Annotated in this window: 24 protein-coding genes; 6 read left to right on the top strand and 18 right to left on the bottom strand. The window is 70.7% G+C overall.

The window, feature by feature from the left end; genetic code table 11:
* Position 1: 1 nt before the first annotated feature.
* Both ACX1D0_RS01675 and ACX1D0_RS01670 read right to left on the bottom strand, forming a co-directional pair.
* Complete coding sequence (locus ACX1D0_RS01675) at positions 2-976, bottom strand: glycosyltransferase family 2 protein (protein WP_459019183.1); 975 nt, start codon at positions 974-976, stop codon at positions 2-4.
* A gap of 25 nt (positions 977-1,001) precedes the next feature.
* On the bottom strand, positions 1,002-2,450 hold the full coding sequence (locus tag ACX1D0_RS01670; protein WP_459019182.1) for an LCP family protein: 1,449 nt from the start codon (positions 2,448-2,450) through the stop codon (positions 1,002-1,004).
* 119 nt (positions 2,451-2,569) lie between these two features.
* Here ACX1D0_RS01670 and ACX1D0_RS01665 point away from each other — a divergent pair, with 119 nt between their 5' ends.
* Entirely contained in the window at positions 2,570-3,676 is a 1,107-nt protein-coding gene (locus ACX1D0_RS01665; protein ID WP_459019181.1) for an LCP family protein, read from the top strand.
* Between the two features lie 4 nt (positions 3,677-3,680).
* Here ACX1D0_RS01665 and ACX1D0_RS01660 read toward each other — a convergent pair whose 3' ends face one another.
* Genes ACX1D0_RS01660 through ACX1D0_RS01615 form a run of 10 tightly spaced genes read right to left on the bottom strand, consistent with a single transcriptional unit; the run spans position 3,681 to position 14,055 of the window.
* Complete coding sequence (locus ACX1D0_RS01660) at positions 3,681-4,910, bottom strand: FAD-dependent oxidoreductase (RefSeq protein ID WP_459019180.1); 1,230 nt, start codon at positions 4,908-4,910, stop codon at positions 3,681-3,683.
* A gap of 18 nt (positions 4,911-4,928) precedes the next feature.
* Positions 4,929-5,588, bottom strand: a complete 660-nt coding sequence (locus tag ACX1D0_RS01655; RefSeq protein ID WP_459019179.1) for a maleylpyruvate isomerase family mycothiol-dependent enzyme — start codon at positions 5,586-5,588, stop codon at positions 4,929-4,931.
* Complete coding sequence (locus tag ACX1D0_RS01650) at positions 5,585-6,412, bottom strand: fumarylacetoacetate hydrolase family protein (protein WP_459019178.1); 828 nt, start codon at positions 6,410-6,412, stop codon at positions 5,585-5,587. The genes ACX1D0_RS01655 and ACX1D0_RS01650 overlap by 4 nt, the downstream gene beginning before the upstream one ends.
* Complete coding sequence (locus ACX1D0_RS01645) at positions 6,409-7,542, bottom strand: cupin domain-containing protein (RefSeq protein WP_459019177.1); 1,134 nt, start codon at positions 7,540-7,542, stop codon at positions 6,409-6,411. Before ACX1D0_RS01645 ends, ACX1D0_RS01650 begins: the two co-directional genes overlap by 4 nt.
* A gap of 2 nt (positions 7,543-7,544) precedes the next feature.
* Complete coding sequence (locus ACX1D0_RS01640) at positions 7,545-9,236, bottom strand: CocE/NonD family hydrolase (protein WP_459019176.1); 1,692 nt, start codon at positions 9,234-9,236, stop codon at positions 7,545-7,547.
* Complete coding sequence (locus ACX1D0_RS01635; RefSeq protein WP_459019175.1) at positions 9,233-10,048, bottom strand: MBL fold metallo-hydrolase; 816 nt, start codon at positions 10,046-10,048, stop codon at positions 9,233-9,235. The genes ACX1D0_RS01640 and ACX1D0_RS01635 overlap by 4 nt, the downstream gene beginning before the upstream one ends.
* On the bottom strand, positions 10,045-10,947 hold the full coding sequence (locus ACX1D0_RS01630; RefSeq protein WP_459019174.1) for an alpha/beta hydrolase: 903 nt from the start codon (positions 10,945-10,947) through the stop codon (positions 10,045-10,047). The genes ACX1D0_RS01635 and ACX1D0_RS01630 overlap by 4 nt, the downstream gene beginning before the upstream one ends.
* Positions 10,944-12,077 (bottom strand): FAD-dependent oxidoreductase, encoded by a 1,134-nt coding sequence (locus ACX1D0_RS01625; protein WP_459019173.1) that lies wholly within the window; start codon positions 12,075-12,077, stop codon positions 10,944-10,946. Before ACX1D0_RS01625 ends, ACX1D0_RS01630 begins: the two co-directional genes overlap by 4 nt.
* Positions 12,078-12,104: 27 nt before the next feature.
* Positions 12,105-13,058: a phosphotriesterase family protein gene (locus tag ACX1D0_RS01620; protein WP_459019172.1), complete on the bottom strand. Its 954-nt coding sequence runs from the start codon at positions 13,056-13,058 to the stop codon at positions 12,105-12,107.
* 1 nt (position 13,059) lies between these two features.
* The gene (locus ACX1D0_RS01615; protein ID WP_459019171.1) at positions 13,060-14,055 is read right to left on the bottom strand and encodes a phosphotriesterase family protein; all 996 of its coding nucleotides are present in this window, start codon (positions 14,053-14,055) and stop codon (positions 13,060-13,062) included.
* A gap of 264 nt (positions 14,056-14,319) precedes the next feature.
* Here ACX1D0_RS01615 and ACX1D0_RS01610 point away from each other — a divergent pair, with 264 nt between their 5' ends.
* From ACX1D0_RS01610 to ACX1D0_RS01600, 3 genes are read left to right on the top strand one after another with little or no spacing between them, the layout of a single operon-like run.
* On the top strand, positions 14,320-15,519 hold the full coding sequence (locus ACX1D0_RS01610; RefSeq protein WP_459019170.1) for an acetyl-CoA C-acetyltransferase: 1,200 nt from the start codon (positions 14,320-14,322) through the stop codon (positions 15,517-15,519).
* A complete protein-coding gene (locus ACX1D0_RS01605; RefSeq protein ID WP_459019169.1) occupies positions 15,519-16,292 on the top strand; it encodes a CoA transferase subunit A in 774 nt (257 codons plus the stop codon). The genes ACX1D0_RS01610 and ACX1D0_RS01605 overlap by 1 nt, the downstream gene beginning before the upstream one ends.
* A 3-nt stretch (positions 16,293-16,295) precedes the next feature.
* The gene (locus ACX1D0_RS01600) at positions 16,296-16,943 is read left to right on the top strand and encodes a 3-oxoacid CoA-transferase subunit B (protein WP_459019168.1); all 648 of its coding nucleotides are present in this window, start codon (positions 16,296-16,298) and stop codon (positions 16,941-16,943) included.
* Here ACX1D0_RS01600 and ACX1D0_RS01595 read toward each other — a convergent pair.
* The 6 genes from ACX1D0_RS01595 to ACX1D0_RS01570 form a co-directional block, all read right to left on the bottom strand.
* Entirely contained in the window at positions 16,915-17,799 is an 885-nt protein-coding gene (locus ACX1D0_RS01595; protein WP_459019167.1) for a LysR substrate-binding domain-containing protein, read from the bottom strand. The genes ACX1D0_RS01600 and ACX1D0_RS01595 overlap by 29 nt on opposite strands.
* A gap of 33 nt (positions 17,800-17,832) precedes the next feature.
* On the bottom strand, positions 17,833-18,450 hold the full coding sequence (locus tag ACX1D0_RS01590; protein ID WP_459019166.1) for a hypothetical protein: 618 nt from the start codon (positions 18,448-18,450) through the stop codon (positions 17,833-17,835).
* Between the two features lie 192 nt (positions 18,451-18,642).
* On the bottom strand, positions 18,643-19,149 hold the full coding sequence (gene purE / locus ACX1D0_RS01585) for a 5-(carboxyamino)imidazole ribonucleotide mutase (protein ID WP_459019165.1): 507 nt from the start codon (positions 19,147-19,149) through the stop codon (positions 18,643-18,645).
* Positions 19,142-20,302, bottom strand: coding sequence for a 5-(carboxyamino)imidazole ribonucleotide synthase (locus ACX1D0_RS01580; RefSeq protein WP_459019164.1), 1,161 nt, complete (start codon positions 20,300-20,302; stop codon positions 19,142-19,144). The genes purE and ACX1D0_RS01580 overlap by 8 nt, the downstream gene beginning before the upstream one ends.
* 21 nt (positions 20,303-20,323) lie before the next feature.
* Positions 20,324-20,821: a PH domain-containing protein gene (locus ACX1D0_RS01575; protein ID WP_459019163.1), complete on the bottom strand. Its 498-nt coding sequence runs from the start codon at positions 20,819-20,821 to the stop codon at positions 20,324-20,326.
* A gap of 31 nt (positions 20,822-20,852) precedes the next feature.
* Entirely contained in the window at positions 20,853-21,641 is a 789-nt protein-coding gene (locus ACX1D0_RS01570) for a biotin--[acetyl-CoA-carboxylase] ligase (protein ID WP_459019162.1), read from the bottom strand.
* A gap of 168 nt (positions 21,642-21,809) precedes the next feature.
* On the opposite strand from ACX1D0_RS01570, the gene ACX1D0_RS01565 reads away from it, so the two are divergent.
* Positions 21,810-23,384 (top strand): acyl-CoA carboxylase subunit beta, encoded by a 1,575-nt coding sequence (locus ACX1D0_RS01565; protein ID WP_459019161.1) that lies wholly within the window; start codon positions 21,810-21,812, stop codon positions 23,382-23,384.
* Positions 23,381-23,590, top strand: a complete 210-nt coding sequence (locus ACX1D0_RS01560) for an acyl-CoA carboxylase subunit epsilon (RefSeq protein WP_459019160.1) — start codon at positions 23,381-23,383, stop codon at positions 23,588-23,590. The genes ACX1D0_RS01565 and ACX1D0_RS01560 overlap by 4 nt, the downstream gene beginning before the upstream one ends.
* Position 23,591 lies beyond the last annotated feature (1 nt).

The following is a 23,591-nucleotide window of genomic DNA, read 5'->3' as shown; positions in this document are numbered from 1 at the left end:
GTCAGCGCGGGAGGCCGCGGACAAAGCCGGCCCCCCAGGACAGGTGCATCACGGCGAGCACGAAGGGAAACCTCAGGCGAGCGGCCGGGGAGAGCCCGCCGACGGCGCCGCTGGCTGCGGCGACGAACGCGAGATAGGCGGCCGGCGCCAGCAACAGGGCGCTGAGCGCCCGGCTCCGCACCGCGAGGCCCACGACACCGCCGGCGAGTCCGCCGGCGATGCCCATGACGGCGAGCGGCGCCGCGAGGTACCGCAGGGACAACGTGTCCGGATGTCGACGGGCCACCTCACGTCGCCACTGTCCGGTGCTGTAGAACTGCCGCGCAAGGGCGCGGTAGCTGTCACGGGGGTGGTAGACCACCCGCAGCCGCGCGGTGAAGTAGACGAGGTGGCCCGCGCGCCGCAGACGGTAGTTGAGTTCCCAGTCCTGGGCGCGGTGGAGCGACTCGTCATAGCCACCCACGGCTTGGAGCGCCGCTTTGCGGAAAACGCCCAGGAACACGGTGTCCGCCGGTCCGTCCGGGGTGTCCTCGAGGTGGAACCCGCCGCCACCCAGGCCGGCCCGGGAGTTGTACGCCGCGGCTACGGCCTCCGAGAGCGGTGAGGTGCCCTGCGCGTCCATGAGGCCGCCGACGTTCGCGGCCCCCGTCTCGTCCAGCAGCCGCACCGCGGTCTCGATGTAGCCGGGGCTCAGCTCGCCGTGTCCGTCGACCCGGACGATCACGTCGTGGCGGGCGTGATCGATGGCGATGTTGAGTCCGGTGGGCGTGTACCCGGTGGGGTTGTCCAGAACCACGATGCGCGGGTCCGCGGCGGCCAACTCGTCGGCGATGTGGCGGGTACGGTCCGCGCTGGGCGCCACCGCGAGAAGCAACTCAAGCTCACCCGGGTAGTGCTGATCCAGCACGCGCTGCACGGCGGCGCGAAGATGCTTCTCCTCGTCCCGGAGTGGCATCACCACGCTCACAGGCTGCACTGGATCTCCTTCCTCCGGGGCAAACCTAGCCGACGGTACACACGGGTGCCAGATCGGTTGCCTGTGGACGGGGGGAGGCCGACGTGGGGCCGGGCGAGGTCTCGGGAGCCGCGGGCCTGGACGATGCCGGGGCCGCGGTGCTCGGGCCGGCAGTGGCCTCGGGCGACTTGGTCGGCTCAGCCGCCGGCTCGTCGGCCAGTTGCCCGGCTACGCGGGTGCGGATCAGGTCGAAGTCCGGCTCCGCCGCCACGATGAGCGGAGGGACGAAATCAACTGAGGTGATCCCCTGGTCGCGGACCAGGAGCGCCAACTCGGCCAGGTCGTTGATCGCGCCCGTCCCGATGTCTGTGCGCAACAGATCCTTGCCTGCCTCGCTCAGCCTGACGAACTTGGTGGCCAGCGTCATGGGATCGAGTTGCGCGACCATCGCCGACATCACGCACTTCTGGCGGAGCATTCGCTCGTAATCACTCGAATCCGACCGCGAACGGGCGAACCACAGCGCGTGGTATCCGTCGAGGAGCACGTCCTCGCCGGGCTCGATCCACTTGGTGACCTTGACACCGTTGGCCCCCCCGATGGGGATGCGACGCCCGACGTCGAGCGTGATGCCCCCCATGGCGTCGATCAGGGACTGGAATCCCTGCATGTCCACCAGCACGTAGTAGTTGAGCTCGAGGCCGAGGGTCTCTTCGACCGCCTCCTTGGTGGCCTCCAGCCCCGCCTGACGCCCCGGGTAGAGGTCGGCGTTCTCCTCGCCGAGGGTCCAGATCCCGTTGAGCATGCAGGCCCCGTCCTCACACTCGAACCCGTCGGGGTACAGCTCGTCGAGGGGGGAGGAGTCGGGGAAGGGAACGCGCTGGAGATTGCGCGGCAGCCCGAACAGGATGGTCCGGCCGGTGCGGGCGTCGATGGACGCCACGTTGATCGAGTCCGGCCGAAGCCCCTCGCGGGATTCGGAGGAGTCCGAACCGAGCAGCAGGATGTTGAGCCGGCCATTCTTGAGCCGGGAATCCCCACCTCCGCCGAACACCTGCCCGACGTTGCGCGCCGCGACCAGGGCCTCCGTCGCCGTGCTGGTCACGGCGGCCACCGCCAGAACCGTCACCAACGCCGTGATCGAGAGGGCGAGGCGAGCGCGGCGCTCCAGCCTCAGTGGGCGCGCCATCCGCCAGGCGTCCAGCAGAAGCACCAGCCAGAACACGAACAGGAGCCACAGGGCGGCGCGCAGCGTCATGGCCAGCCAGGGCTGGAGCAGGAGGCCCACGGTGGGCCCCCGCAGCACCAGGAGTCCCACGAGCACCAACCCGGCGAGCAGGGCGGCGGCCCCGAACACGCGGGTCGCGACACGCCCGACCCGTCGACTGCCCGCGAGGATCTGCACGGATCCCGGCAGCAGGGCCGACATGAGGACGAATCCGAAAGCGCGACGGGACTGGATGCGTTGCGCGTCGGTGGGTCGGGTCGGGGTCAACGTCGGGCTCCTCATCGGTGGCTCGCCCCAGTCTCGCCCGGAGGGTCGCCCCCCACAAATTCGCCACGCCAGCGCTGTCGAGGTTCCTGGGTATCCTGTCGGTCGAACAGGAGGCTCTGGTGCCGAAGAACGATGACCTGCAATGGCTGTACCGCGAGGATCCCCGGGACGAGCCTGAGCACACCGCGATCCTCTCCCCGGAAACCTCGCAGGCCTATCCGACGCACCAGTCCTCCGCTCAGAGCGGACGGGTGCCCACCTCGCCGCCCCCGATCGCTCCGCCGGCTGCCCGCGGCAGTGTCCGCACGCGGCGTCGTCGCCATCCCGTGCTCCGCACCGTGGCCGCCCTGGTCGCGCTGTGGCTGGCATTCCTGCTCGGCACGCCGGCATACGCGTGGTCGGTCACGACCAAGGTCGACGCGGTGCCGGACGGGGAGCGGCCCGGCGAGCAGCCGGGGACCACGGTGCTGCTGGTCGGGTCGGACGCGCGCGAGGGCGACGCCGGCCGAGCGGACACGATGATGCTCCTCCACGTGCCTGTGGCCGCCAAACCTGTCCTGATGTCGCTGCCCCGGGACTCGCTGGTGGCCATCCCAGGGCGCAACCGCAACAAGATCAACGCGGCCTATGCCTTCGGTGGACCCCAACTCCTCGTCGCGACCGTCGAGGAGAACACCGGGGTGCGGGTCGACGGGTACCTCGAGGTGGGCTTCGACGGCGTGGTCCAGGTCGTGGACGCGGTGGGTGGCATCGAGGTGTGCCCGACGTTCGACATCGATGATTCGTTCGCCGACCTCACCCTGTCACAGGGCTGTCAGATGGTCGACGGCACCACCGCTCTGGCTTACTCCCGGATGCGCAAGTCGGACCCGAAGGGCGATCTCGGGCGCGTGGAGCGGCAGCGCGAGGTGATCGCCGCCATCATGAAGGAGGCGCTTTCGCCCGCGAGCCTCATCAACCCCCTGCGGTACTGGCGGCTCAACATGGCTGCCGCCGAGTCACTGTCGCGTGGCGAGGACACCGGGCTGCTGGACATGGGAGCGGTGGGCCTGGGGTTCGCGGCCGCCACCACCGGAGCCGGCATCAGCATGACGGTCCCTGTGGCCGGCACCGACACAGTCGACGGCGTCGGTTCGGTCGTCCGGTGGGACGAGGACGCCAGCAGCGCCGTGTTCGCCGCGATCGCCTCAGGCGACACCTCGGACCTGGACAAGTACCAGAGCTGAAGGCCTACCGTCCCTTCATCGGGATCGGGGTGAACATCTCGGGTTCGTCGTCCGGGTACAAGGCAGTGGGGCCCCAGACCCAGTCGGTGAAGGCCCAGTCATGGGGGTCGATCGAGTCGAAGACGGCGTTGCGCTGCAGGCGTTCCCGACCCCCGAGGTGCCACAGCTCACCCCAGGCGCGACCGGTGGTGAGGATTCGCCTGCAGTGCTCGGGCCGCACCGCGTTGTAGGCGTCCAGCACGGCGTCCCAGGCCACTTCGCCGGAACCGTCCCTGTTGAGGGCGACGTGCTCGCCCATCACCCAGCCGTCCTCGATGGCCATGATGGCGCCCTGCGCCATGTACTGCAGGGGCGGGTGGGCGGCGTCGCCGAGCAGGACGATGCGGCCGTCACGCCAATCCATGATCGGGTCGCGGTCGAACATCCTCCACCAGCGGTCGCGCCACATCAGGGGCAGGCCCTTCTGGATCTGCTCGCAGGTGCCGGCGAACGCGGCGTCGAGCTCGTCCGGGGTACCCCAGTCGTCCTCGCCGCGCAGCGCCTTGGGCGACTCGAAGACCGCCACCTGGTTGAACATCTCCCCGCCGCGCAGCGCGTACTGGACGAAGTGGCAGCCGGGCCCGACGTAGGCCTGCACGGCGGTGGGGTCGATGTCGTTGGCCTCGGCCAGGTGGATCGGCACCGCCCCCCGATAGGCGACGTAGGAGGAACTCACGGGCTCGTCGTCGACGATGCTGCGCCGCGCCACCGAGTGGATGCCGTCGGCCGCGATCACCACGTCCGCCTCGTCGGTGCTGCCGTCGGCGAACGTGACGCGGGCGCCGCCGTCGGCGTTCTGATACGCCACGCACTTGCGGCCCCCGATCAGCTCGACGCCCTGGCGCTGCGCGGCACGGAGGAAGATGCCGTGCAGGTCGCTGCGGTGAATCACCATGTAGGGGAAGCCGTAGCGCTCCTCGACGCGCTCCAGGTCCAGCTCCAGCAGGACCCGGGCGTCGAGGGCATCGCGCATCCGCATCCACCGCGGCACCACGCCGAGCCGCTTGGCCTCGTCGAGAAGGCCCAGGCCGTCCAGGATCCGGGTGCAGTTGGAGGCGATCTGCATGCCCGCGCCCACCTCGCCGAACTCGTGCTGCCGCTCGTAGAGCTTCACCGTGAGGCCCTGGCGGCTGAGGGCGGTGGCGGCGGCGAGGCCGCCGATGCCGCCGCCGATGATGATGACGTCACTTCTCATGGGGCGTGTCACTCCTTGTCAGAGCCAGGGCGGGAGGTCTGGGGCGGGTCCGCCGCCGGCCGCCGTCACACCAGCGAACGGGCGGCCGGCGAGCCAGGCGGCCACCTGGGCGGGCGGTCCGGCGACGGCGGGGGGCTCGCCCTCCGCAGTGGAACGCTTGGCGGTGATGTCGTCGATCAGCGCCAGGCAGAAGTCCTCCGGGAGGTCGCCGAACGTCACGCCCGCGGAGAGGTCGACGGCGTGCACCATCACCTCGCGGGCCCGCAGCCAGGGCGCCTCCGAGGCGGGCACCGTTCGGCCCTGCGCCGTGCGCACCGGGGCGGCCCACTGCTCCACCGCCAGCTCGGCCCAGTCCGCGGCCAGCGCGTCGGCCGCGGCCTTGAAGTCCGAGACCAGGGCGGCCGGGTGCTTGGCCGCGCCCGCGACGATGTCGGCGGTGCGCTGCTCCGGGGAGGCGTACATCGGGGTCTCGACGCCGGTGCGAGCCCACCGGGCCAGGTTGCGCAGCGCGTGGGCGTTGTTGGTGAGGTGGCTGAGCAGGTAGGCGCGGCTCCAGCCGGGCAGCCCACTGGAGCGCTCCCAGGCGTCGGGCTCGGAACCGATCGACTCCACCTCCCTGTGGACGATGGCCGTGCCCTCCTCCACCCAGCGCAGCGCGTCCGCCAGCGTGCGGGTCATCCCGCCACCACGCGGTTGCTGACCGACCCGATGCCCTCGATGGTGCACGTGACCAGCTGCCCGGCCCGCAGGTAGACCGGTGGCTTGCGGGCATGCCCGACGCCGCCGGGGGTGCCGGTGGCGATGAGGTCGCCCGGGTTGAGCCGGATCATCGTGGAGACGTACTCCACGAGCGCGACGGGGTCGAAGACCAGGTCGCCGGTGCTGTCGGACTGCATGGTCTCGCCGTCGACGGTGGTGGAAATGGCCAGCGACGGGCGGACCCCGCCCAGCTCGTCGGGGGTCACCAGGTACGGGCCCACCGGGGTGGTGGAGTCCCAGTTCTTGCCCTGGGTCCACTCGCGGGTGCGGAACTGCCAGTCGCGGCAGGTGACGTCGTTCATCACGGTGAACCCGGCGATGGCGGCCTCGGCCTCCTCCCCGGTGGCGCGGCGCACCGGCCGGCCGATGACGAGGGTGAGTTCGGCCTCCCAGTCGAACTCGTCGGTCTCGGCGGGGCGGTGGATGTCGTCGGTGGCGCCGATGAGGGTGTCGCTGAACTTGGTGAACAGGGTGGGGTATTCGGGGATGGGGCGTCCCATCTCGGTGATGTGGGTGCGGTAGTTGAGGCCCACGCACACCACCTTCGACAGGGTGGGCACCAGGGTCGCGAACTCTGCGCCCCCGGCCGGGTACGTCGGGCCGGTCGCGGCCGCAGCGGCCTCCGCCCAGTCGGGCCGGGCGAGGAAAGCGCCCACGTCCGGTGCGCCCAGGTCGACGAGCGTGTCCCCGTCGACCCGGACGGCACGGGTTCCTTCGGGGGTGCGCAGCGTGGCCAGTCTCATCGGGCCACCTCCATTCGTGCCAGGTCGAGTCGTTCGAAGATGGGGGCGTCGCAGAACCGGAACAGGTCCAGCGCGTTCGAGTCGGAGCCGTCCTGGCCGGCGTCGGCCTTCGCGGTGAACGGCACCCAGCTGGGCACCACGAACATGTCACCGCGCTCCACGGTCCACGTGTAGTCACCCACGCTGACCGTGCCCGCGCCGTCGAACACCTGGAACACCGAGGACCCGGTCTCCTTGACCGGCGCGGTCTCCGCTCCGCCCGCGATGCGGTGGATCTCGGTGCGGATGGTGGGCAGGACATCCTGGCCGGTGGTGGGGTTGGTGTAGCGGACAGCCGCATGACCGGGCTCCACCGTCACGTCGTGCCCGGCCCGCTCCAACTGCAGCTGGTCGCGCAGCGCCGCATCGGTGTACTCCCAGCGGTAGGCCAGCAGCGGCGACTTCGGCGTAGGGCCCAGGAGCCGCAGCGGCGACAGCCCGGGGCGTCCCCACAGCATCTCCGCGCGCGACACGTCGGGGGTCTCCATGGCGTCGAGCTCCTCCGGACCGAACTCGAAGAACGTGGACTCGATCTCGTACTGGAACGGGATGTCCAGGCCGTCGATCCACGCCATCGAATGCTGCGACGGGTTCTGGTGCGCATGCCAGTTCCAGCCGCCCTGGGGCAGGAAATCACCCCGACGCATCGGCACCGGATCGGAGTTGACCACCGTCCACACACCCTCGCCCTCCACGACGAACCGGAACGCGTTCTGGGTGTGCCGGTGGTAAGGCGCGATCTCCTCCGGGCACAGATACTGGATCGCGGCCCACAACGTCGGCGTCGCGTACGGGCGGCCACCCAGGGTCGGGTTGGCCAACGCGATGGCCCGCCGCTCCCCGCCGCGACCCACCTCGACGATCTCACCGGCCCGTTCGGCCAACCTGATCAGGTTCCGCCACCGCCACAGATGCGGCGCGGCCTTGCTCTGCGGCGCGAACGGCATCAGGTCACCGATCTCGTACCACAGCGGGATCAGCATCTCCTCCTCGAAACCCTGATACAGCTCGATCAGCTCAGGCGTGACCGGCGGCTGGTTGGGCGCATCCCTGGCCTCGAGCCGGACCGGTGTGGGGTGGGTGTTGGGCATGGTCACTCCTTCGTGGGCGCCGTGTAGGGCAGGACGAGTCGCGACGGGTGGTCCGCGTCGCGGTAGATCTTGTGGGTGACGGGGCGCCCCACGGGCAGGTGGAACGCGTCGGGGGGCAGCAGCGAGTTGTGCTCGTCGACGAGCGGCTCGGCGTTGGACAGCTCGACCCGGAGCCGGTGACCGGGCAGGAAGGTGGTGGCGAACGGGTAGAGGCGCACCACGTACTCCTCGATGGCACCCGGCTCGACGGGGACGGCGCGGGTGTGCGGGTGGTGCGGGCTCCCCTCGGTGGTGCGCTCGTCGAGTTCCCGGTGCGAGGCCTTGAGGTAGCCGGTGGTCACGATCTGCCGCTTGCCTGTGGGCGCCACGTCCCAGAGCCTCAGGATGAGGTTGGTGTCGGGCTGGTCGATCTCGACGAACAGGTGCGCGGCGCCGGTGCCGATCATCTCGGTCGCCTCCTCGAAGGGGGCCGTGGACCAGTCGAGGATCACCACCTCGTCGGTGACGCTGAGCGGCGCCTGGTAGAAGCCGTCCGGGGCCGCGTGCTGCGCGGACATCCGCTCGGGCTCGGGCGACAGCACGCGTCGCGGCCGCAGGTAGAGGCTGCGGTACTCGACGTCCTTCGGCGGCCACTGCTCCCCGGTGACTCGTTCGCGTGAGCCCTCGACGAAGACGGTGACCGGGGGCTCGTCCATGACGCCGGTGTCGATGCCCTTGAGCCAGTGGTCGTACCAGCGCAGCATCGTGTCGTGCTCCTCGACGAAGGGCCGCGACTGCATGGGCGGGTACGGGCCGATGTCGAGCTTCTTGGGGCCCTGGAGCCGGTTGAACAGCTCGACGGTGCCGTCGATGGTCCAGCCGCGGCCGTTGTCGATCTGCAGCCAGACGGGGATGTCGATGGACTCCGCGAGGTTGACGGGGTTTCGCTCCTCGTACCACTCACCGTCGAGCTCGTTCATCACGATGTCGAACCAGGCCTCGTGGTTGACGGGGTAGTTGAGGACGTGGACCAGGTTGGGCCAGGCGGCCACGTCGGGGTCCTCGAGCCGCTCCGCCACGCGTCGCCTGATCTCGTCGGGCGGGTAGGTCTCCAGCATCCGTGACTTCACGCGGTCCGTGAACGCCCAGCCCGAGTCCCCGCCGCGACCCTCGCGCGCCGCGCGCGGCATGAACCACATCACGCCCCCGTGGTAGGTGGTCTCGTAGAAGTCGAAGTGACCACCGCTGACGAAGATGGCCTTGAGGTGCGGGGGCCGCTCGGCGGCGGCCAGCACCTGCATGGAGCCGAAGTAGGAGATGCCGATCATGCCGACGTTGCCGTCACACCACGGCTGCGCGGCGACCCACTCGATGACGTCGTAGGCGTCCTGCCCGAGCGACACTCCCCCGGCGTTGTAGTTGCCGATGTGCTCGCCCCCGGAGTCTCCGGTGCCGCGCAGGTCGCCGATCACGTGGGCGTAGCCGGCGCTCACGACGCGGTCGATGTCGCCCGCCTCGATGCACCCGTCCCACATCGGTGACGGTCGCCGCTGCGGCGGCGTGGTCAGGGCCAGCGCCTGCAGCTCCTTGCCGTAGGGGCTGAGCGCCACCAGGGCCGGGCGCGGGGTCTCGTCGGCGCCCTCGTACACGTCCAGGGCCAGCTCGACGCCGTCGCGCATGGGTGCGCGGAGGTGCTTGCGGATGCGCATGGTCATGGGTGGCTCCTGTTCAGCTGCGCGTAGCCGTGCAGCGTGGTGAAGAACGGGGACGGCTCGAGCGTCGGGTCGCCCGTGTAGCCGAGTTCATCGGCGACGGGGGCGAAAGGCGAGTAGATCGATTCGTCGGGCCGTTGCCCATGGCGCACCGCGACCTCGCGGATGCGTGCCTCGAGGTCGATGCTCTCCTGAAGTGCCTGACGGGCCTGCGCGCGGTCCAGCTCGACCCCGTGGGCCACACCGTCGGCGCCCCGGTACGGGTGGCCGAGGTACATCCGCTCGGGGCGGACCTCGGTGAGGAGATGGGTGAGGCTTGCGCGGTACGCATCCGGGTCCCCGTAGCCGGGGAACCCGCTGGCCGCTCCGTGGATCTGGACGGCGTCGCCCACGAAGGCCGCGCGATCGACCACGTAGGCCGCGGATCCCGCGGTGTGCCCGGGGATGCTGTGCACCGCCACCTCGACGCCACCACCCAGCGGAAGGGAGTCACCGTCGCGGACCAGCACAGGCGTCCACTCCCCCGGGTCGAGGTGGTGGGCGTCCGCCTCGTGGATGACCACCCGCGCGCGGCGACCGGTCAGCTCCCACAGCGCGCGTGCGCCGCCCACGTGGTCGATGTGGCCGTGGGTGAGCAGGATCCAGCGCACGTCCTCGATCCGGCGGCCGAGCGCCTCCAGCGCGGGCGCCATGCCCTCGGCCGGGGATGAGGCGATGCCGGTGTCGACGATGGCCGGCTCGGGGGCGTCGATGAAGAAGCTGTAGAGGCTGAACCGCCCCCACTGCGAGACCAGGGGGTGGACACCGACCGTCATGGCCGCCGCCCCAGGAACGCGGTGGTCTCGTCGAACACCCGGTGGAACTCGGGGATCCAGGAGAAGTTGGCCACGAAGCCGTGGTTCGCGCCCGCGTAGCGGCTCACGACCGTCTCCACCCCTGCCTCGGCGAGGCGGCGTCCGTACAGCTCACCCTCGTCGCGCAGCGGGTCGTACTCGGCGGTGACGATCAGCGCCCTGGGCAGGCCGGCGAGGTGTTCGCGCCTGATCGGCGAGACTCGCGGGTCGGCCGGGTCGGCGCCGCTGTCGACGTAGAACGCGTTGAACGGCTCGAGGAGGGCCGTCTCCAGCCCGTAGCCGGTGGCGTTCTCCCTCAGCGAGGGGTAGCGATCCTCGTCGAAGCCCAGGTCCACCGACGGGTAGTAGAGCACCTGGTCGGTGATCCGGTCGAAACCGTCGTCGACGGCCATGCCGGCGACGGCTGCCGCCATGCCCGCCCCGGAGGAGTCGCCGGCGACGACGAGCCGCCCGCCGCTCCAGGGCTGATCGGCGACCCACCTCACCACGGCGTAGCAGTCCTCCAGCCCGGCCGGGAACGGGTTCTCGGGCGCCAGCCGGTAGCCGGCGGCCACGACGGTCCAGCCGGTGGCCGCGGCCAGTTCGCGGGCCACGTGGTCGTGGGTGTCCAGGCTGCCGAGGAAGAACGCGCCGCCGTGGAGGTAGACGATCACCCCGCCCGAATCGCCGTCATGGGCGCGGTAGACGCGCACCGGCACGTCGCCCGCCGCGAGGTCGTCGACGGAGTGCAGCGGCAGCCGCTGGTCCGTCGGCGGCACCTGGGCCTGCTCGCCCGCCCGGATGGCTGCCGGGTTGATCGGCCCCTCCGGCGGGGCGGGCAGGGAGGCGAGCACCTCGGCGATTCTGGGGTGGAGCGTCATCGGGCGGGCTCCTCCTCGCGCATGGTGGCGGGCTTCTGGCCGGGGAACACGTCGTTGACCTCGTCCTCACTCCAGCCCTGGCGGGAGATCCGCTGCAGCTCGTCGGTGACCGGCTTGCGGGTGGCCTGGTAGAGCTCGAGCGCCTCCTTGACCGAGTCCGCCTGGAGCAGGGCGTCGGCGAGACCGCCTGCGTCCATGATGGCCGAGTTGGCGCCCTGGCCCTGGTGGTGGCACATCGAGTGGGCGGCGTCGCCGAGCAGCGCGACGCACTCGGAGTGCCAGTTCTCGACCGGGTCGATGTCGTAGACGGCGCGGACGATGACCTTGTCCCAGTCGAGGTCGCGGACGGTGGCCACGATGCGCTCGTCGAAGCCCTCGACGGTGCGCAGCATGTCGTCCTGGGTCACCGCGGGCGTCCAGGTGCTGTCCGGGGCCAGCGCGGTGACGTCGAAGGAGAGCTGACCACGGTGGCGCAGCGGGAGGACGTAGACCTTGGTGCCGCGGCCGAGGTACATGCGCAGGTTGTCGTCGACGACGAGGCCGTGGGCGGCGTCGGCGTCCACCACGACGCGGTACGCGTGCTCGCCGGCGAAGACCGGCTGCTGGTCGCTGAACAACTGCGTGCGCACGGTGGACTTGATGCCGTCGGCGCCGATGACCAGGTCCGCGGTGGCGGTGGTGCCGTTGGTGAAGGTCAGCTCGGCGTGATCGCCCAGGTCCTTGATGGACTCGAGCTTGTGGCCGAGGTGAACCATCCCCTCGGGCAGCACGCCGACGAGCGCCTCGATGAAGTCGCCGCGGTGGATGAGGTGGGTGTGGGTCTTCACCTCGTAGTCGTCCATGCCCGGCCAGGAGTCCTGCATGATCGTGTGCCCGTCGGCGGTGAGGATCTCGAAGTAGTCACTGGGGGAGCTCACCTTGGCGATGGCGTCGAAGATGCCCCACTGGCGGAACAGGTCCATGGTTGAGGGGCGTAGCCCGATGCCCGCGCCCACCTCCCGGATGCTGCTCGCCTGCTCGTAGACGTCCACCTGGGCGCCCAGGAGGCTGAGCGCTTTTGCTGCCGCGGCGCCGCCGTAGCCGCCGCCGACGATGGCGATCTTGAGGTTCTTGAGGTCGGAGGACTGCATTGTTCTCTCGCTTTCGTGGGGGGTGGGTCAGCTGCGGATCGACAGGAAGTCGGCCGGGTTGGTGACGAAGAGGGTGTGGATGGTGGCCTCGTCGACGCCTGCGTCGCGGAGGTCGGGAATGAGGTCCTCGAAGAGGTAATTGACGGTGTGGCCCTTCACGCCGGGCCAGCCGAGGGGGCTGCAGTTGGCGTCGACGCCGGCCATCGCCTGGTCCAGGTGCCCGGCCGCCAGGAAGCGCAGGAAGTGGTCGAGGCGCTCCTTGCGTGGGCGGGCCCAGAACGGCGGGTCCTCGAGTTCCGTCTCGTATCCGAAGGTGTCGAAGCCGACGCGGCCGCCCTGCTCGGCGATCCATGTGTCGCGGGTCTTCGACGCGTTGACGCCGTCGTCGGCGTGCCCGAACAGGACCCGGTCCAGGGGAAGGCCCTCCTCGTTGAAGATGGCGATCGCGTTCTCGGCGTCGATGGCGAGGTGGGTGAGGACGGGCACCCCGGTCTGCCTCGCGGCGCGGGCCGCGGCGCGGTAGATCCGCTTGTCCAGCTCCGTCATCCGGCCGCCGCGGCTGACGCCGACCTTGATCACGCCTGCCTTGCTGCCCGTGTCGCCGATGCCGACGGTGATCTCGTGGACGAACACCTCCGCCAGGTACTCGACGGAGGCGCGTGCGAAGTGGGGCAGCGCCGTGTCACCGCCGACGAACCCGGTGCAGGCCACGATGTTGATGCCGGTCTTGGCCGAGAGCGACTTGTAGTAGTCGATGTCGCGGCCGTTGCAGATGCCGGTGGCGTCCACGAACGTCCCGCCGCCGTACTCGTGGAACGCGCGCAGCTTCGGCACGGTCTCCGCGTAGCGCTCCTCGGGCGTCTTCCACCAGCGGGAGTCGAGCTCGCTGCCGGGCATGCCGTATCCGATGTGCTCGTGGACGGCGACGATACCGAGCGCCTCCGCCGGGATCGGTCCCAGCACTGTGTTCACCCTGGACATGTCACTCACCTCTGGTGTCGTCGTCGATGGTCAGGAGCTCGCGCGGGTTGGCCTCGAGGATGGTGCGGAGGTCGTCGTCACCGATGCCCAGGTCCCTGAGCCTCGGGACGAAGGCGGTCAGCACTGTGCTGTAGGGCAGGTCGTGGGCGGGCAGGCCCTTGGCGACGCCGACGGCGTTGCAGGACAGCACGATCCGGTTCGCGTGGCCGGCCCGCACCAGGTCCGCGACCAGGGCGGCGCGTTCGCGGTCGGTGAGGTGGGCCGGGTCGTCGTTGAGTCCCACGTGGTCGATGCCGACGAAGGCGCCCAGGCGGGCCACCTCCGCGGGCGCGCCAGCGGAGACGGCGTCCCTGCGGTCCAGGCCACCGACGAGCACCCGCCCGGCGGGCAACCCCTCGTCGAGGAGGACGGCCAGCTCGGCGGCGGCATCGCGGCCGAACCGGAACGAGACGGCCGCCCCTGTGTCGCGGGCGGCGCGGGCGGCGCCTCGGGCCAGGCTCTCGTCCGTGGGCGTCATCCCCTCGCGGGTGGCGGTGGTGGTGACCAGGCCCGCGGCGGCCCGGCGCTCGAGCCGAGGCACCACCATGCCGTCGGTGACCTCGGCCGCGAACAGCGCGCCGAACCGGTCTGCCGGCCAGGGCGTGGGCGGGTTGGTCTGCGGGGTGAGGAAGTAGCCCCCGAGCAGCTCCTCGGGGCCCATGCCCGTCGATGCGACGATGTGGACGCCCGTGGTCCGCGAGAGGGCTTCATAGAGGGTGAGGTCGCGGCCGTGGAACATGCCCGTGTTGTCGACGATCGCGCCCCCGCCGGCGGCGCGGAACTCGGTCAGCCGGGCCGCGAGGATGTCGAAGATCTCGGCCCGGTCGATCGTGATGTCGGGCGCGTACTGGGCGCCGGGCAGCACCGAGAGCAGCGCCTCGTGCATCGCGACGACGCCGAGCTCGTCGGCGGGGATGGCGCCGAGCACCGTGTTGGCGGTTCCGGGGGTTGCCGACATGGCACACCTTTCGTCGTCAGGGGACGCCGGGGACGGCGTCGGGAGAGGGTGCGGAGCGCTGTTCGGGTGACAGCGACGTGCAGGTGAACCAGGAAGCCGCGTCTCCGCTTGACGGGCCGCAGTCCACTGCAGTGTGGGTGGCGTTGATGAACTGTATCCCGTGGGGTGGCGGTCAGGTCAACGGAAATGTTGACCGGGTTGCTTATCAATCCGACGCATCTAGGTATTGGACTTCGCATGGGTACGGCGTGCGAAGCTCAATGCATGATCGTGATCTGTGAGCCCGTCCGCACGCCCGTCGGCGCCTACCTGGGCGGTCTGTCGAGCCTGTCCGCGGCCGAGCTGGGCACCGTCGCGGTGCGCGAGGTCGCCCGCCGCGCCGGGCTCGGGGAGAACTCGGTCGACGACGTCATCCTCGGCAACTGCAACCCCTCCGGCGAGTTCCCGGCGCTCGGCCGCGTCGTCGCGCTGGACGCCGGCCTCGGCGTCGGTGTGCCTGGCCAGCAGGTGGACCGGCGCTGCGGATCCGGGCTGCAGGCGGTGCTCACCGCGGCGATGCAGGTCCAGGCGGGCGTGAGCCGACTGGTGATCGCCGGCGGCGCCGAGTCGATGAGCGGTGTGGAGCACTACGCGCTGCTGAGGCAGGGCGTGAAGGGCGACGGGGTGCAGCTGACCGACCGCCTTGCCCGCGCCCGTGCCACGGCCGGGGGCCGCGACCATCCCATCCCCGGCGGCATGATCGAGACCGCGGAGAACCTCCGGCGCGAGTACGGCATCAGCCGGGAGGCGCAGGACGAGTTCGCGCTGGCCTCGCACCGGAAGGCGGCCGCGGCACAGGCCGCGGGGCTCTTCGACGCGGAGATCGTGCCCGTGGAGGTGTCGCGGCGGGGCGGGGTCACCACCGTCGCCTCCGACGAGCACATCCGGCCGGACACGACGATGGAGGCGTTGGCCCGGCTGCGCCCGATCCTCGCGGGGTCCGACCCCCAGGCCACCGTGACCGCCGGCAACGCGTCGGGACAGAACGACGCCGCGGCCGCGTGCATCGTCACCACCATGGAGGAGGCCGAGCGGCGCGGCCTGACCCCGATGCTCGAGCTCAGGGGTTGGGGGCTGGCCGGCGTCGAGCCGGAGCGGATGGGCATCGGGCCGGTGGCCGCGTCGGCCGCCGCGCTCGGCCGGGCGGGCCTGACCCTGGCGGACCTGGACCTCATCGAGCTCAACGAGGCCTTCGCCGCGCAGGCGCTGGCGGTGCTCACCGAATGGGGGCTCTCCCCCACCGACGAGCGGCTCAACCCCAACGGGTCGGCGATCTCGCTCGGCCACCCGGTCGGCGCCACGGGGGCGCGGATCCTCGCGACGATGGCCCACGAGCTGCGCCGCTCCGGGGGCCGCTACGCGCTGGAGACGATGTGCATCGGCGGCGGGCAGGGCCTGGCCGCGGTGTTCGAGCGGGTGGCCTGATGGACAAGGTGGTGGCCTCGGCCGCGGAGGCGGTGGCCGACATCGCGTCCGGCTCCCGCATCGCCGTCGGCGGGTTCGGGCTCGCCGGCATCCCCTGGATCCTCATCGACGCGCTGCTGGAGCAGGGCGCGACGGACCTCGAGATCGTCAGCAACAACCTCGGCGTCGACGGCGCCGGCCTGGGCAAGCTGCTCGAGGCCCGTCGCATCCGCCGCGCCATCAGCAGCTACATCGGCGAGAACCGGGAGTTCGCTCGCCAGTTCCTCGCCGGCGAGCTGGAGGTGGAGCTCACCCCGCAGGGCACGCTCGCCGAGCGGCTGCGCGCGGGCGGCGCCGGGATCGGGGCGTTCTTCACGCCGTCGGGCGTCGGCACGCTGGTCTCCGACGGCGGGATGCCCTGGCGCTACGCCCCCGACGGGTCCGTCGCGCTGGCGTCGCCGCCGAAGGAGGTTCGGGTGTTCAACGGGCAGCCGATGGTGTTGGAGGAGGGCATCGTCGCGGACGTGGCACTGATCCGCGCCGCCGTCGTAGACCGCCACGGCAACTGCCGCTTCCACGCCGCCGCGCAGAACTTCAACCCGCCCGCGGCCATGTCTGGGCGGCTGACCATCGTCGAGGCGGAACGGGTGGTGGAGGCCGGCGCCATCGACCCGGAGGACGTGCACCTGCCCGGCGTCTTCGTCGCCCGCGTCGTGGCCCTGACTCCGGAGCAGGCGGTCGCGAAGATGATCGAGAAGCGCACCACCACAGTCCGCCCCGACCTGGAGGCCTGAGCCATGCCCTGGACCCGCGCACAGATGGCCGCCCGCGCCGCGCTCGAGCTGTCGGACGGCCAGTACGTCAACCTCGGCATCGGGCTGCCCACCCTGATCCCCAACCACCTGCCCAAGGGCGTGCACATCGTGATGCAGTCCGAGAACGGCATCCTCGGCACGGGCCGCTACCCGTACGACGACGAGGTGGACCCTGACCTCATCAACGCCGGCAAGGAGACCGTCACGGTCGAACCGGGTGCCTCGTTCTTCGACTCGGCCACCAGCTTCGCCATGATCCGCGGCGGCCACATCGACGTGGCGGTGCTGGGCGCCATGGAAGTGGCCTGCAACGGCGACATCGCCAATTGGATGGTCCCCGGCGCCCTGGTCAAGGGCATGGGCGGGGCCATGGACCTCGTGCACGGAGCCAAACGCGTCGTGGTGGTCATGGACCACACCACCAGGGCGGGCGCGCCCAAGCTGCTGGCGCAATGCGCCCTCCCGCTCACCGGACAGGGCATCGTCGAGCGCGTGGTGACCGATCTGGGCGTATTCGACGTCCGCGGCACCCACTTCGAGGTGGTCGAACTCGCGCCGGGCGTGACGCTGCAACAGGTGGTGGACGCCACCGGCGCCCCCGTCAGCGCACCAGCGCCTCGAGCCGTGTGAGCACCTGCTGGACCACGCCCGACGGCGCCGCCTCGCGCCACGCCGCCACCAGGTCCAGCGTCGGGCCGGGCTCGTCGGCGAGCGGCAGGTAGACCACCCCCGGGATCTGGACGTTGCGCACGCCCTCGGGCACCAGCGCGACCCCGAGCCCGGCGGCGACGAACGCCACCAGCGTCGACGTCTCCCGGACCACCGAGCGCATCTCCGGCTCGAAGCCGGCCGCCAGGCACGCCGCGAGAACCGCGTCACCCGTCGCCGACGCCTTCCGCGGGTAGCCGACGAAGGCCTCGCCCGCCAGGGACGCCAGCTGAACGGGCTCCTCGCCGGCGAGCCGATGGTTGACCGGCACCGCCACGACGAGCGGCTCGCGGCGCAGCACCTTGGAGCCCACTCCATCGGTGCGCGGGAACGGGCGCAGGACGCCGATGTCGCTGCGTCCCTCCACCAGCGACCGCTCGACCTCCGGGCTCAGCAGGTCGCCCTGCAGCTCCAGACGGAGGTTCGGCAGCTCGGTGGCCAGGGCCCGGGCCAGTGTCGGCATCAGCTCATAGGTCGACGAGCCGATGAAGGCCAGGCGGACGGTGCCCTCCTCGCCGGCGTGGACGCGGCGCACCTCGTCGACAGTGACATCGATGACGCTGAGGATCTCGGTGGCCCGCGCGAACAACCGCTCCCCCGCGGGCGTCAGGTCGACGCGCCGGGTGGAGCGGTTGAACAGCTGGACCCCGAGCTCGCTCTCGAGGGACTTGATCTGCTGGGAGAGGGCGGGCTGGGCGAGGAACAGCCGGGCGGCCGCGCGGCCGTAGTGGCGTTCCTCGGCCAGCACAACGAAGTACTTGAGGCGCCGCAGATCCATACCGGTCAGCTTGGCACCTCGACGGCGGGTCCGTCAGCGATTGGCGCCCACCGGTGCCTGCTGGGGCGCGCCGCGGCGCGGGTTCCAGCCCGGCCCGGCGACGGCGTCGGCCGCCTTCCCGCTGACCACCACCATGATCGCGGTCATCACGGCGCCGTAGACGAAGAACCCGGCGATCGCCAGGAGCCCCGCGGGGGGAACCAGCGCGGCGGGGGCTCCGGGGTTGTCGCCGATCTGGCTGAGCACCATCATCACCATGAGCGACTCGACGAAGCCGAGCAGGACCACCGGCACCATGGCGAGCGGCGTCTTGCCCAGCACGGTCGGGTGGACGGCGAGGATGAGGAAGATCACCAGCGTGATGCCCACTCCCAGCACCAGCGGCGCGGAGGCGGGGTCGGCCGCCAGCATCGGGCCGGCCACCAGCGCGAACAGGAAGCCCCACACCACGCCGGCGAGGAAGCTCAGCACCATCGGTACGAGCCCGCCGAGGGGCAGCTGCAGCGCGAAGAACACGATGATGGGGACGATGAGGAACGGCGTGTAGGCGGCGTACTGCGGGAGCAGGATCTGGAACGGAAGCAGCAGCAGCGTGATCAGCACGGCGCCGAGGATGGCCTCGACCAACGTGCCCTTGACGAAGTTTGACATGGATCTCCTTGGGCTCTCCAGCGCGTCGTCGCGCGGCATAGTTCCACGGTAGGAACAGCAAAACCCCAGGTCAATACATCATTAAGACCCCGACGGCACCGATTGAGTCGGGATCGCGATAGCTGGCCTCTCCGCAGTGGGAATCCCGGGACCTGGCCGGTATCGGGGCCCGTCTCCCCGGATTCGCCCCCTTTACGGCTGCTGGCCGGACGCCTCGCGGACGACCGCGCCTTTGGCCCGGGCGGCGTCGCGCAGCGACTCCTGGAAGTCCAGCATGCGCTGGATCAGCGCCTCGTCCGAGGCGGCCAGGATCCGCACGGCGAGCAGGCCGGCGTTGCGGGCGTTGCCGATGGCCACCGTCGCCACCGGCACCCCGGCGGGCATCTGCACGATGGACAGCAGCGAGTCCATGCCGTCGAGGTACTTCAGCGCCACGGGCACCCCGATGACCGGCAGCGGCGTGAGAGCGGCAAGCATGCCCGGCAGGTGCGCCGCGCCCCCCGCGCCGGCGATGATGACGCGGACACCGCGCTCGTGCGCGCCCCGCCCGAAGGCCACCATCTCGTCGGGCATGCGGTGCGCCGAGACGACGTCGGCCTCGAAGGGCACGCCGAACTCGGCGAGCGCGTCGGCGGCGGCAGACATCGTCGGCCAGTCGGAGTCCGACCCCATCACGATCGAGACGAGCGGTTCAGGCATTCGGGTCTCCCATCAGGTAGCCGGCGGCGTGGTGCGCGCGGCGGCGGACGTCGTCGAGGCTGGTGCCGAGGGCGGTGACGTGACCCACCTTGCGGCCGGCCTTCACCTCCTTGCCGTAGAGGTGCACGCGGATCTCGCGATCCCGGGCGAAGACGTGCATCAGCGCGCCCGTGAGGTCCTTCTCGGCGCCGCCGAGGACGTTGGTCATGACCACCACGTCGTCGCGCAGCTCCGGCGACCCCAGCGGCAGGTCGAGCACGGCCCTGATGTGGTTCTCGAACTGGCTGGTGCGGGCGCCGTCGATGGTCCAGTGGCCGGTGTTGTGGGGGCGCATGGCCAGTTCGTTGACCACGATCCGGCCGTCGCGGGCCTCCATCAACTCGACCGCCAGCACGCCGACCACGCCGAGCTCGTTGGCGATCCGGATGGCCATCTGCTGCAGCCCGGCCGCGCGGTCAGGGTCCAGCCCGGGCGCGGGGGTGACGGTCTCGACGCAGATGCCGTCGGTCTGGACGGTTTCGCTGATCGGGTACGCCACGACTTGCCCCGAGGGAGAACGGACGACGATGGCGGAGAGCTCGCGAGCGAAGTCGACGAACTCCTCCGCCACGATGCGCACCCGCTCCCCCGCCGACGAGTGCGCGATCCCGTCGAACGGAGCCTCGGCCTGCGAGTCGTCGTCGAGCTTCCACACGCCCTTGCCGTCGTAGCCGCCGCGGGAGGTTTTGGCGATGATGGGCCAGCCCTGCCGCTCGCCGAAGGCGGACAACTCGTTGACGGTGTCGCATACGGCGAACGCGGGGCAGTCCACGCCGAGCTCGGCCATCTTCTCGCGCATCAGCGCCTTGTCCTGCGCGTACACCAGCGCGTCCGGGCCGGGGCGCACGGCCACCTTCCGCGACACCTCAGCCAGGTGCCGCGTGGGTACGTGCTCGTGGTCGAAGGTGAGCACGTCGACGCCGTCGGTGAAGGACATCAGCGTGTCGAGGCTGCGGTAGTCTCCGACGACGGCGCCGCGGACCACCTGCGCGGCGGACACGTCCGGCCCCTCCGCGAGCAGGCGGACGTCGATGCCGAGCGGGATGGCTGCCTGGTGCATCATGCGGGCCAGCTGCCCACCGCCGGCGATGGCCACTGCGTAGCGACGAGTCACCGGGGCAGCATACCCAAGCGGCTACTCGTCGCTGTCGTCCTGCTCCTCGAACAGCAACTCCGTGATGGTCACGTGCACGCGCTCGACGTCCGGCACGTCGGGCAGCCGCAGGGGCTGGCCGGCCGCCGTCTCCAGGATCAGCGTGCCGCAGCCCAGCATGCGGTCAGTCAGCGAGCGCTCGTAGTTGACGTTGTTGATGCGGCGCAGCGGGAGGTCGTGGCCGAGCTTGTTGATGATGCCGTGCCTCGTGATGATCCGACGGTCCGTGATGGTGTAGCTGGAGGTGATCCAGCGCAGGAACGGGATGAGCACCAGGAACAGGAACAGCACCAGCGCCACGGCGATCGCCACCCACGTGGCCCACGGCTGCCACGCGGGCGGCAGCAGCGCGATGGACACGCCGAGCCCGGCCCCCAGGAGGATGAGGATCAGCGCGGGGCCGATCAGCGCCTTGACGTGGGTGTGCATGGAGGCGATGACCACCTCGTCGCGCCCGAGCTGGTCCTTGTCGATAGCCATAGCGCCCAGTCTGGCACGCGCCACCGACGAATCAGCCCAGCTTCGCGTGCACGACGTCGCCCACGGCGAAGGTCTCGATGCCGGTGGCTGTGGTGACCTGCAGCCGCCCCCACTGATCGACGCCCCTGCCGGTCCCTGAGACGCGGCGGTCGCCGTCGAGGATGACGGTCAGCTGCGCCCCGACGGAGGCGCACCGGGCCTCGTACTCCGCGCGCAGGTTGCCCCGCAGCTGCCAGGACCGGTAGAGCCGCTCGAAGTGGCTCAGCACCCCGGCGACGATGCGGTTCTGGTCCGTCGGGAGTCCCTCGAGGGCGAGCGATGTCGCGTTGGGCACGGGAAGCTGGTCCGCCGACAGGTCCACGTTGATCCCGATGCCGACGACGGCACGCGCCCCCTCCGGGTGCTCGATCCGCTCCGAGAGGATGCCGCAGACCTTGCGGCCGCGGATGAGGACGTCGTTGGGCCACTTCAGCGACACCGGCGCCGCGCCGTCGGCGAGCTCGGCCACCGCCGACGACACGGCCATGCCCGCCAGCAGCGAGAGCCAGCCCCACTGTGGGAACTCCGGCTGAGGGGTCAGCAGCAGCGACATCGAGATCGACGCCCCCGGCGGGCTCACCCACTGGCGGTCCAGCCTCCCGCGCCCGGCCGTCTGTTCCATGGACACCAGGACGGCACCCTCCGTCGCCCCCGCACGCGCCCGCGCCGCGAGGTCCGCGTTGGTGGAGCCGGTGGTCTCCACCACGTCGACGGAGCGCCACAGTGTCGCGGCGGGGAGCAACGCCACGATGCGGCCGGCGTCGGAGAAGGTGGGAGTCACCGCCACATCGTAGCCCGGGGGCACAGGGCCGGCGGGGACGAGACGACCTCCTCAACGAGGGCAGCACCCCACATGGGAGCGGCACGAAACCTGGGGCGATTCACCCCCAGCCATCCAACAATCTGAGCGGCCACCGGGACTGACCGGTTCCGCCGCTATGGTGTCGGCATGGAGATCGACATCCACACCACTGCCGGTCGGATCGCCAATCTCGGAGTGCGCATCGACGAAGCCGTGCACGCCGGTTCGGCCGAAGCGGTGGAGAAGCAGCATGCCAAGGGGAAGATGACCGCCCGAGAGCGGATCATGGCCCTCCTCGACGAAGGAAGCTTCGCCGAGTTCGACCAGTTCTCACGTCACCGCACGACCGCCTTCGGGATGGACGCGCGCCGCCCGTTCGGCGACGGCGTCATCACCGGCACCGGGTCCATCCACGGCCGCCCGGTGTGCGTGTTCAGCCAGGACGTGACCATCTTCGGCGGCGCCCTCGGCCAGGTGTACGGCGAGAAGATCGTCAAGATCCAGGACTTTGCGCTCAAGACGGGAGTGCCGATCATCGGCATCAACGAGGGCGGCGGCGCGCGCATCCAGGAGGGTGTGGTCTCGCTGGCCCTGTACGGCGAGATCTTCAAGCGCAACACCCGTGCCTCGGGCGTGATCCCGCAGATCTCGCTCATCATGGGCGCGGCGGCCGGCGGCCACGTGTACGGCCCGGCGCTGACGGACTTCGTCATCATGGTGGACAAGACCTCGCAGATGTTCATCACGGGCCCGGAGGTGATCAAGACCGTCACGGGCGAGGACGTCTCCATGGAGGAACTCGGCGGCGGCCGCACCCACAACACCAGGTCCGGCAACGCCCACTACCTGGCCGCGGACGAGAACGACGCCATCGAGTACGTGCGCGAGCTGCTCACCTACCTGCCGCAGAACAACCTGGAGGACGCCCCCGTCTTCGACGACGACCACGCGGACCTCACCATCACGGACCACGACCGCGAGCTGGACCTCCTCATCCCGGACGCGGCGAACCAGCCCTACGACATGCGCGAGGTCATCCGCAACGTCCTCGACGACGACGAATTCCTCGAGGTGATGCCCCTGTTCGCCGGCTCGATCATCGTGGGCTTCGGCCGCATCGAGGGCCGCTCGATCGGCATCGTCGCGAACCAGCCGACGGTGTTCGCGGGCTGCCTGGACATCGATTCGGCCGAGAAGGCCGCCCGGTTCGTCCGGACGTGTGACGCCTTCAACATCCCGGTGCTCACGTTCGTCGACGTGCCCGGCTTCCTGCCGGGCGTCGGCCAGGAACACCAGGGCATCATCCGCCGCGGCGCCAAGCTGATCTACGCCTACGCGGAGGCCACCGTGCCGCTGCTGACCGTGATCACGCGAAAGGCCTACGGGGGCGCCTACGTCGTGATGGGGTCCAAGCATCTGGGTGCCGACATCAACCTCGCCTGGCCCACCGCGCAGATCGCCGTCATGGGCGCGCAGGGCGCGGTCAGCATCCTCTACCGGAAGCAGCTCGCTGGCGCGGAGAGCCCGGAGGTGGAGCGCGCCCGGCTGGTCCAGGAGTACGACGACGAGCTCACCAACCCCTACGTCGCGGCGGACCGCGGCTACATCGACCAGGTCATCTACCCGCACGAGACGCGGGCCCAGGTGATCCGCGCGCTGCGGCTGCTCCGGACCAAGCGCGAGGTCCTCCCGCCGAAGAAGCACGGGAACATCCCGCTGTGACCGGGCACCTGGAGTTCCGGGGCGCGAACCTGACCGAGGAGGAGATCGCCGCCGTCGTGGCGGTGATGACCGCCTCGTCGGGCCCTGAGCAGCTGCATTCGGCTGACGCACGCCCCACGGCGGGCGGCTGGACGTCCTACTACCGCACGGTCCGCTCACCGCTGGTCGGGGGGCGCGACGCGTGGCGCACCTACCACCGCATGTGAC

This window comes from Tessaracoccus pujii (assembly GCF_054483895.1).
Note: the sequence above shows the minus strand (reverse complement) of the source record. Positions and strands in the feature narration are given on the sequence as shown.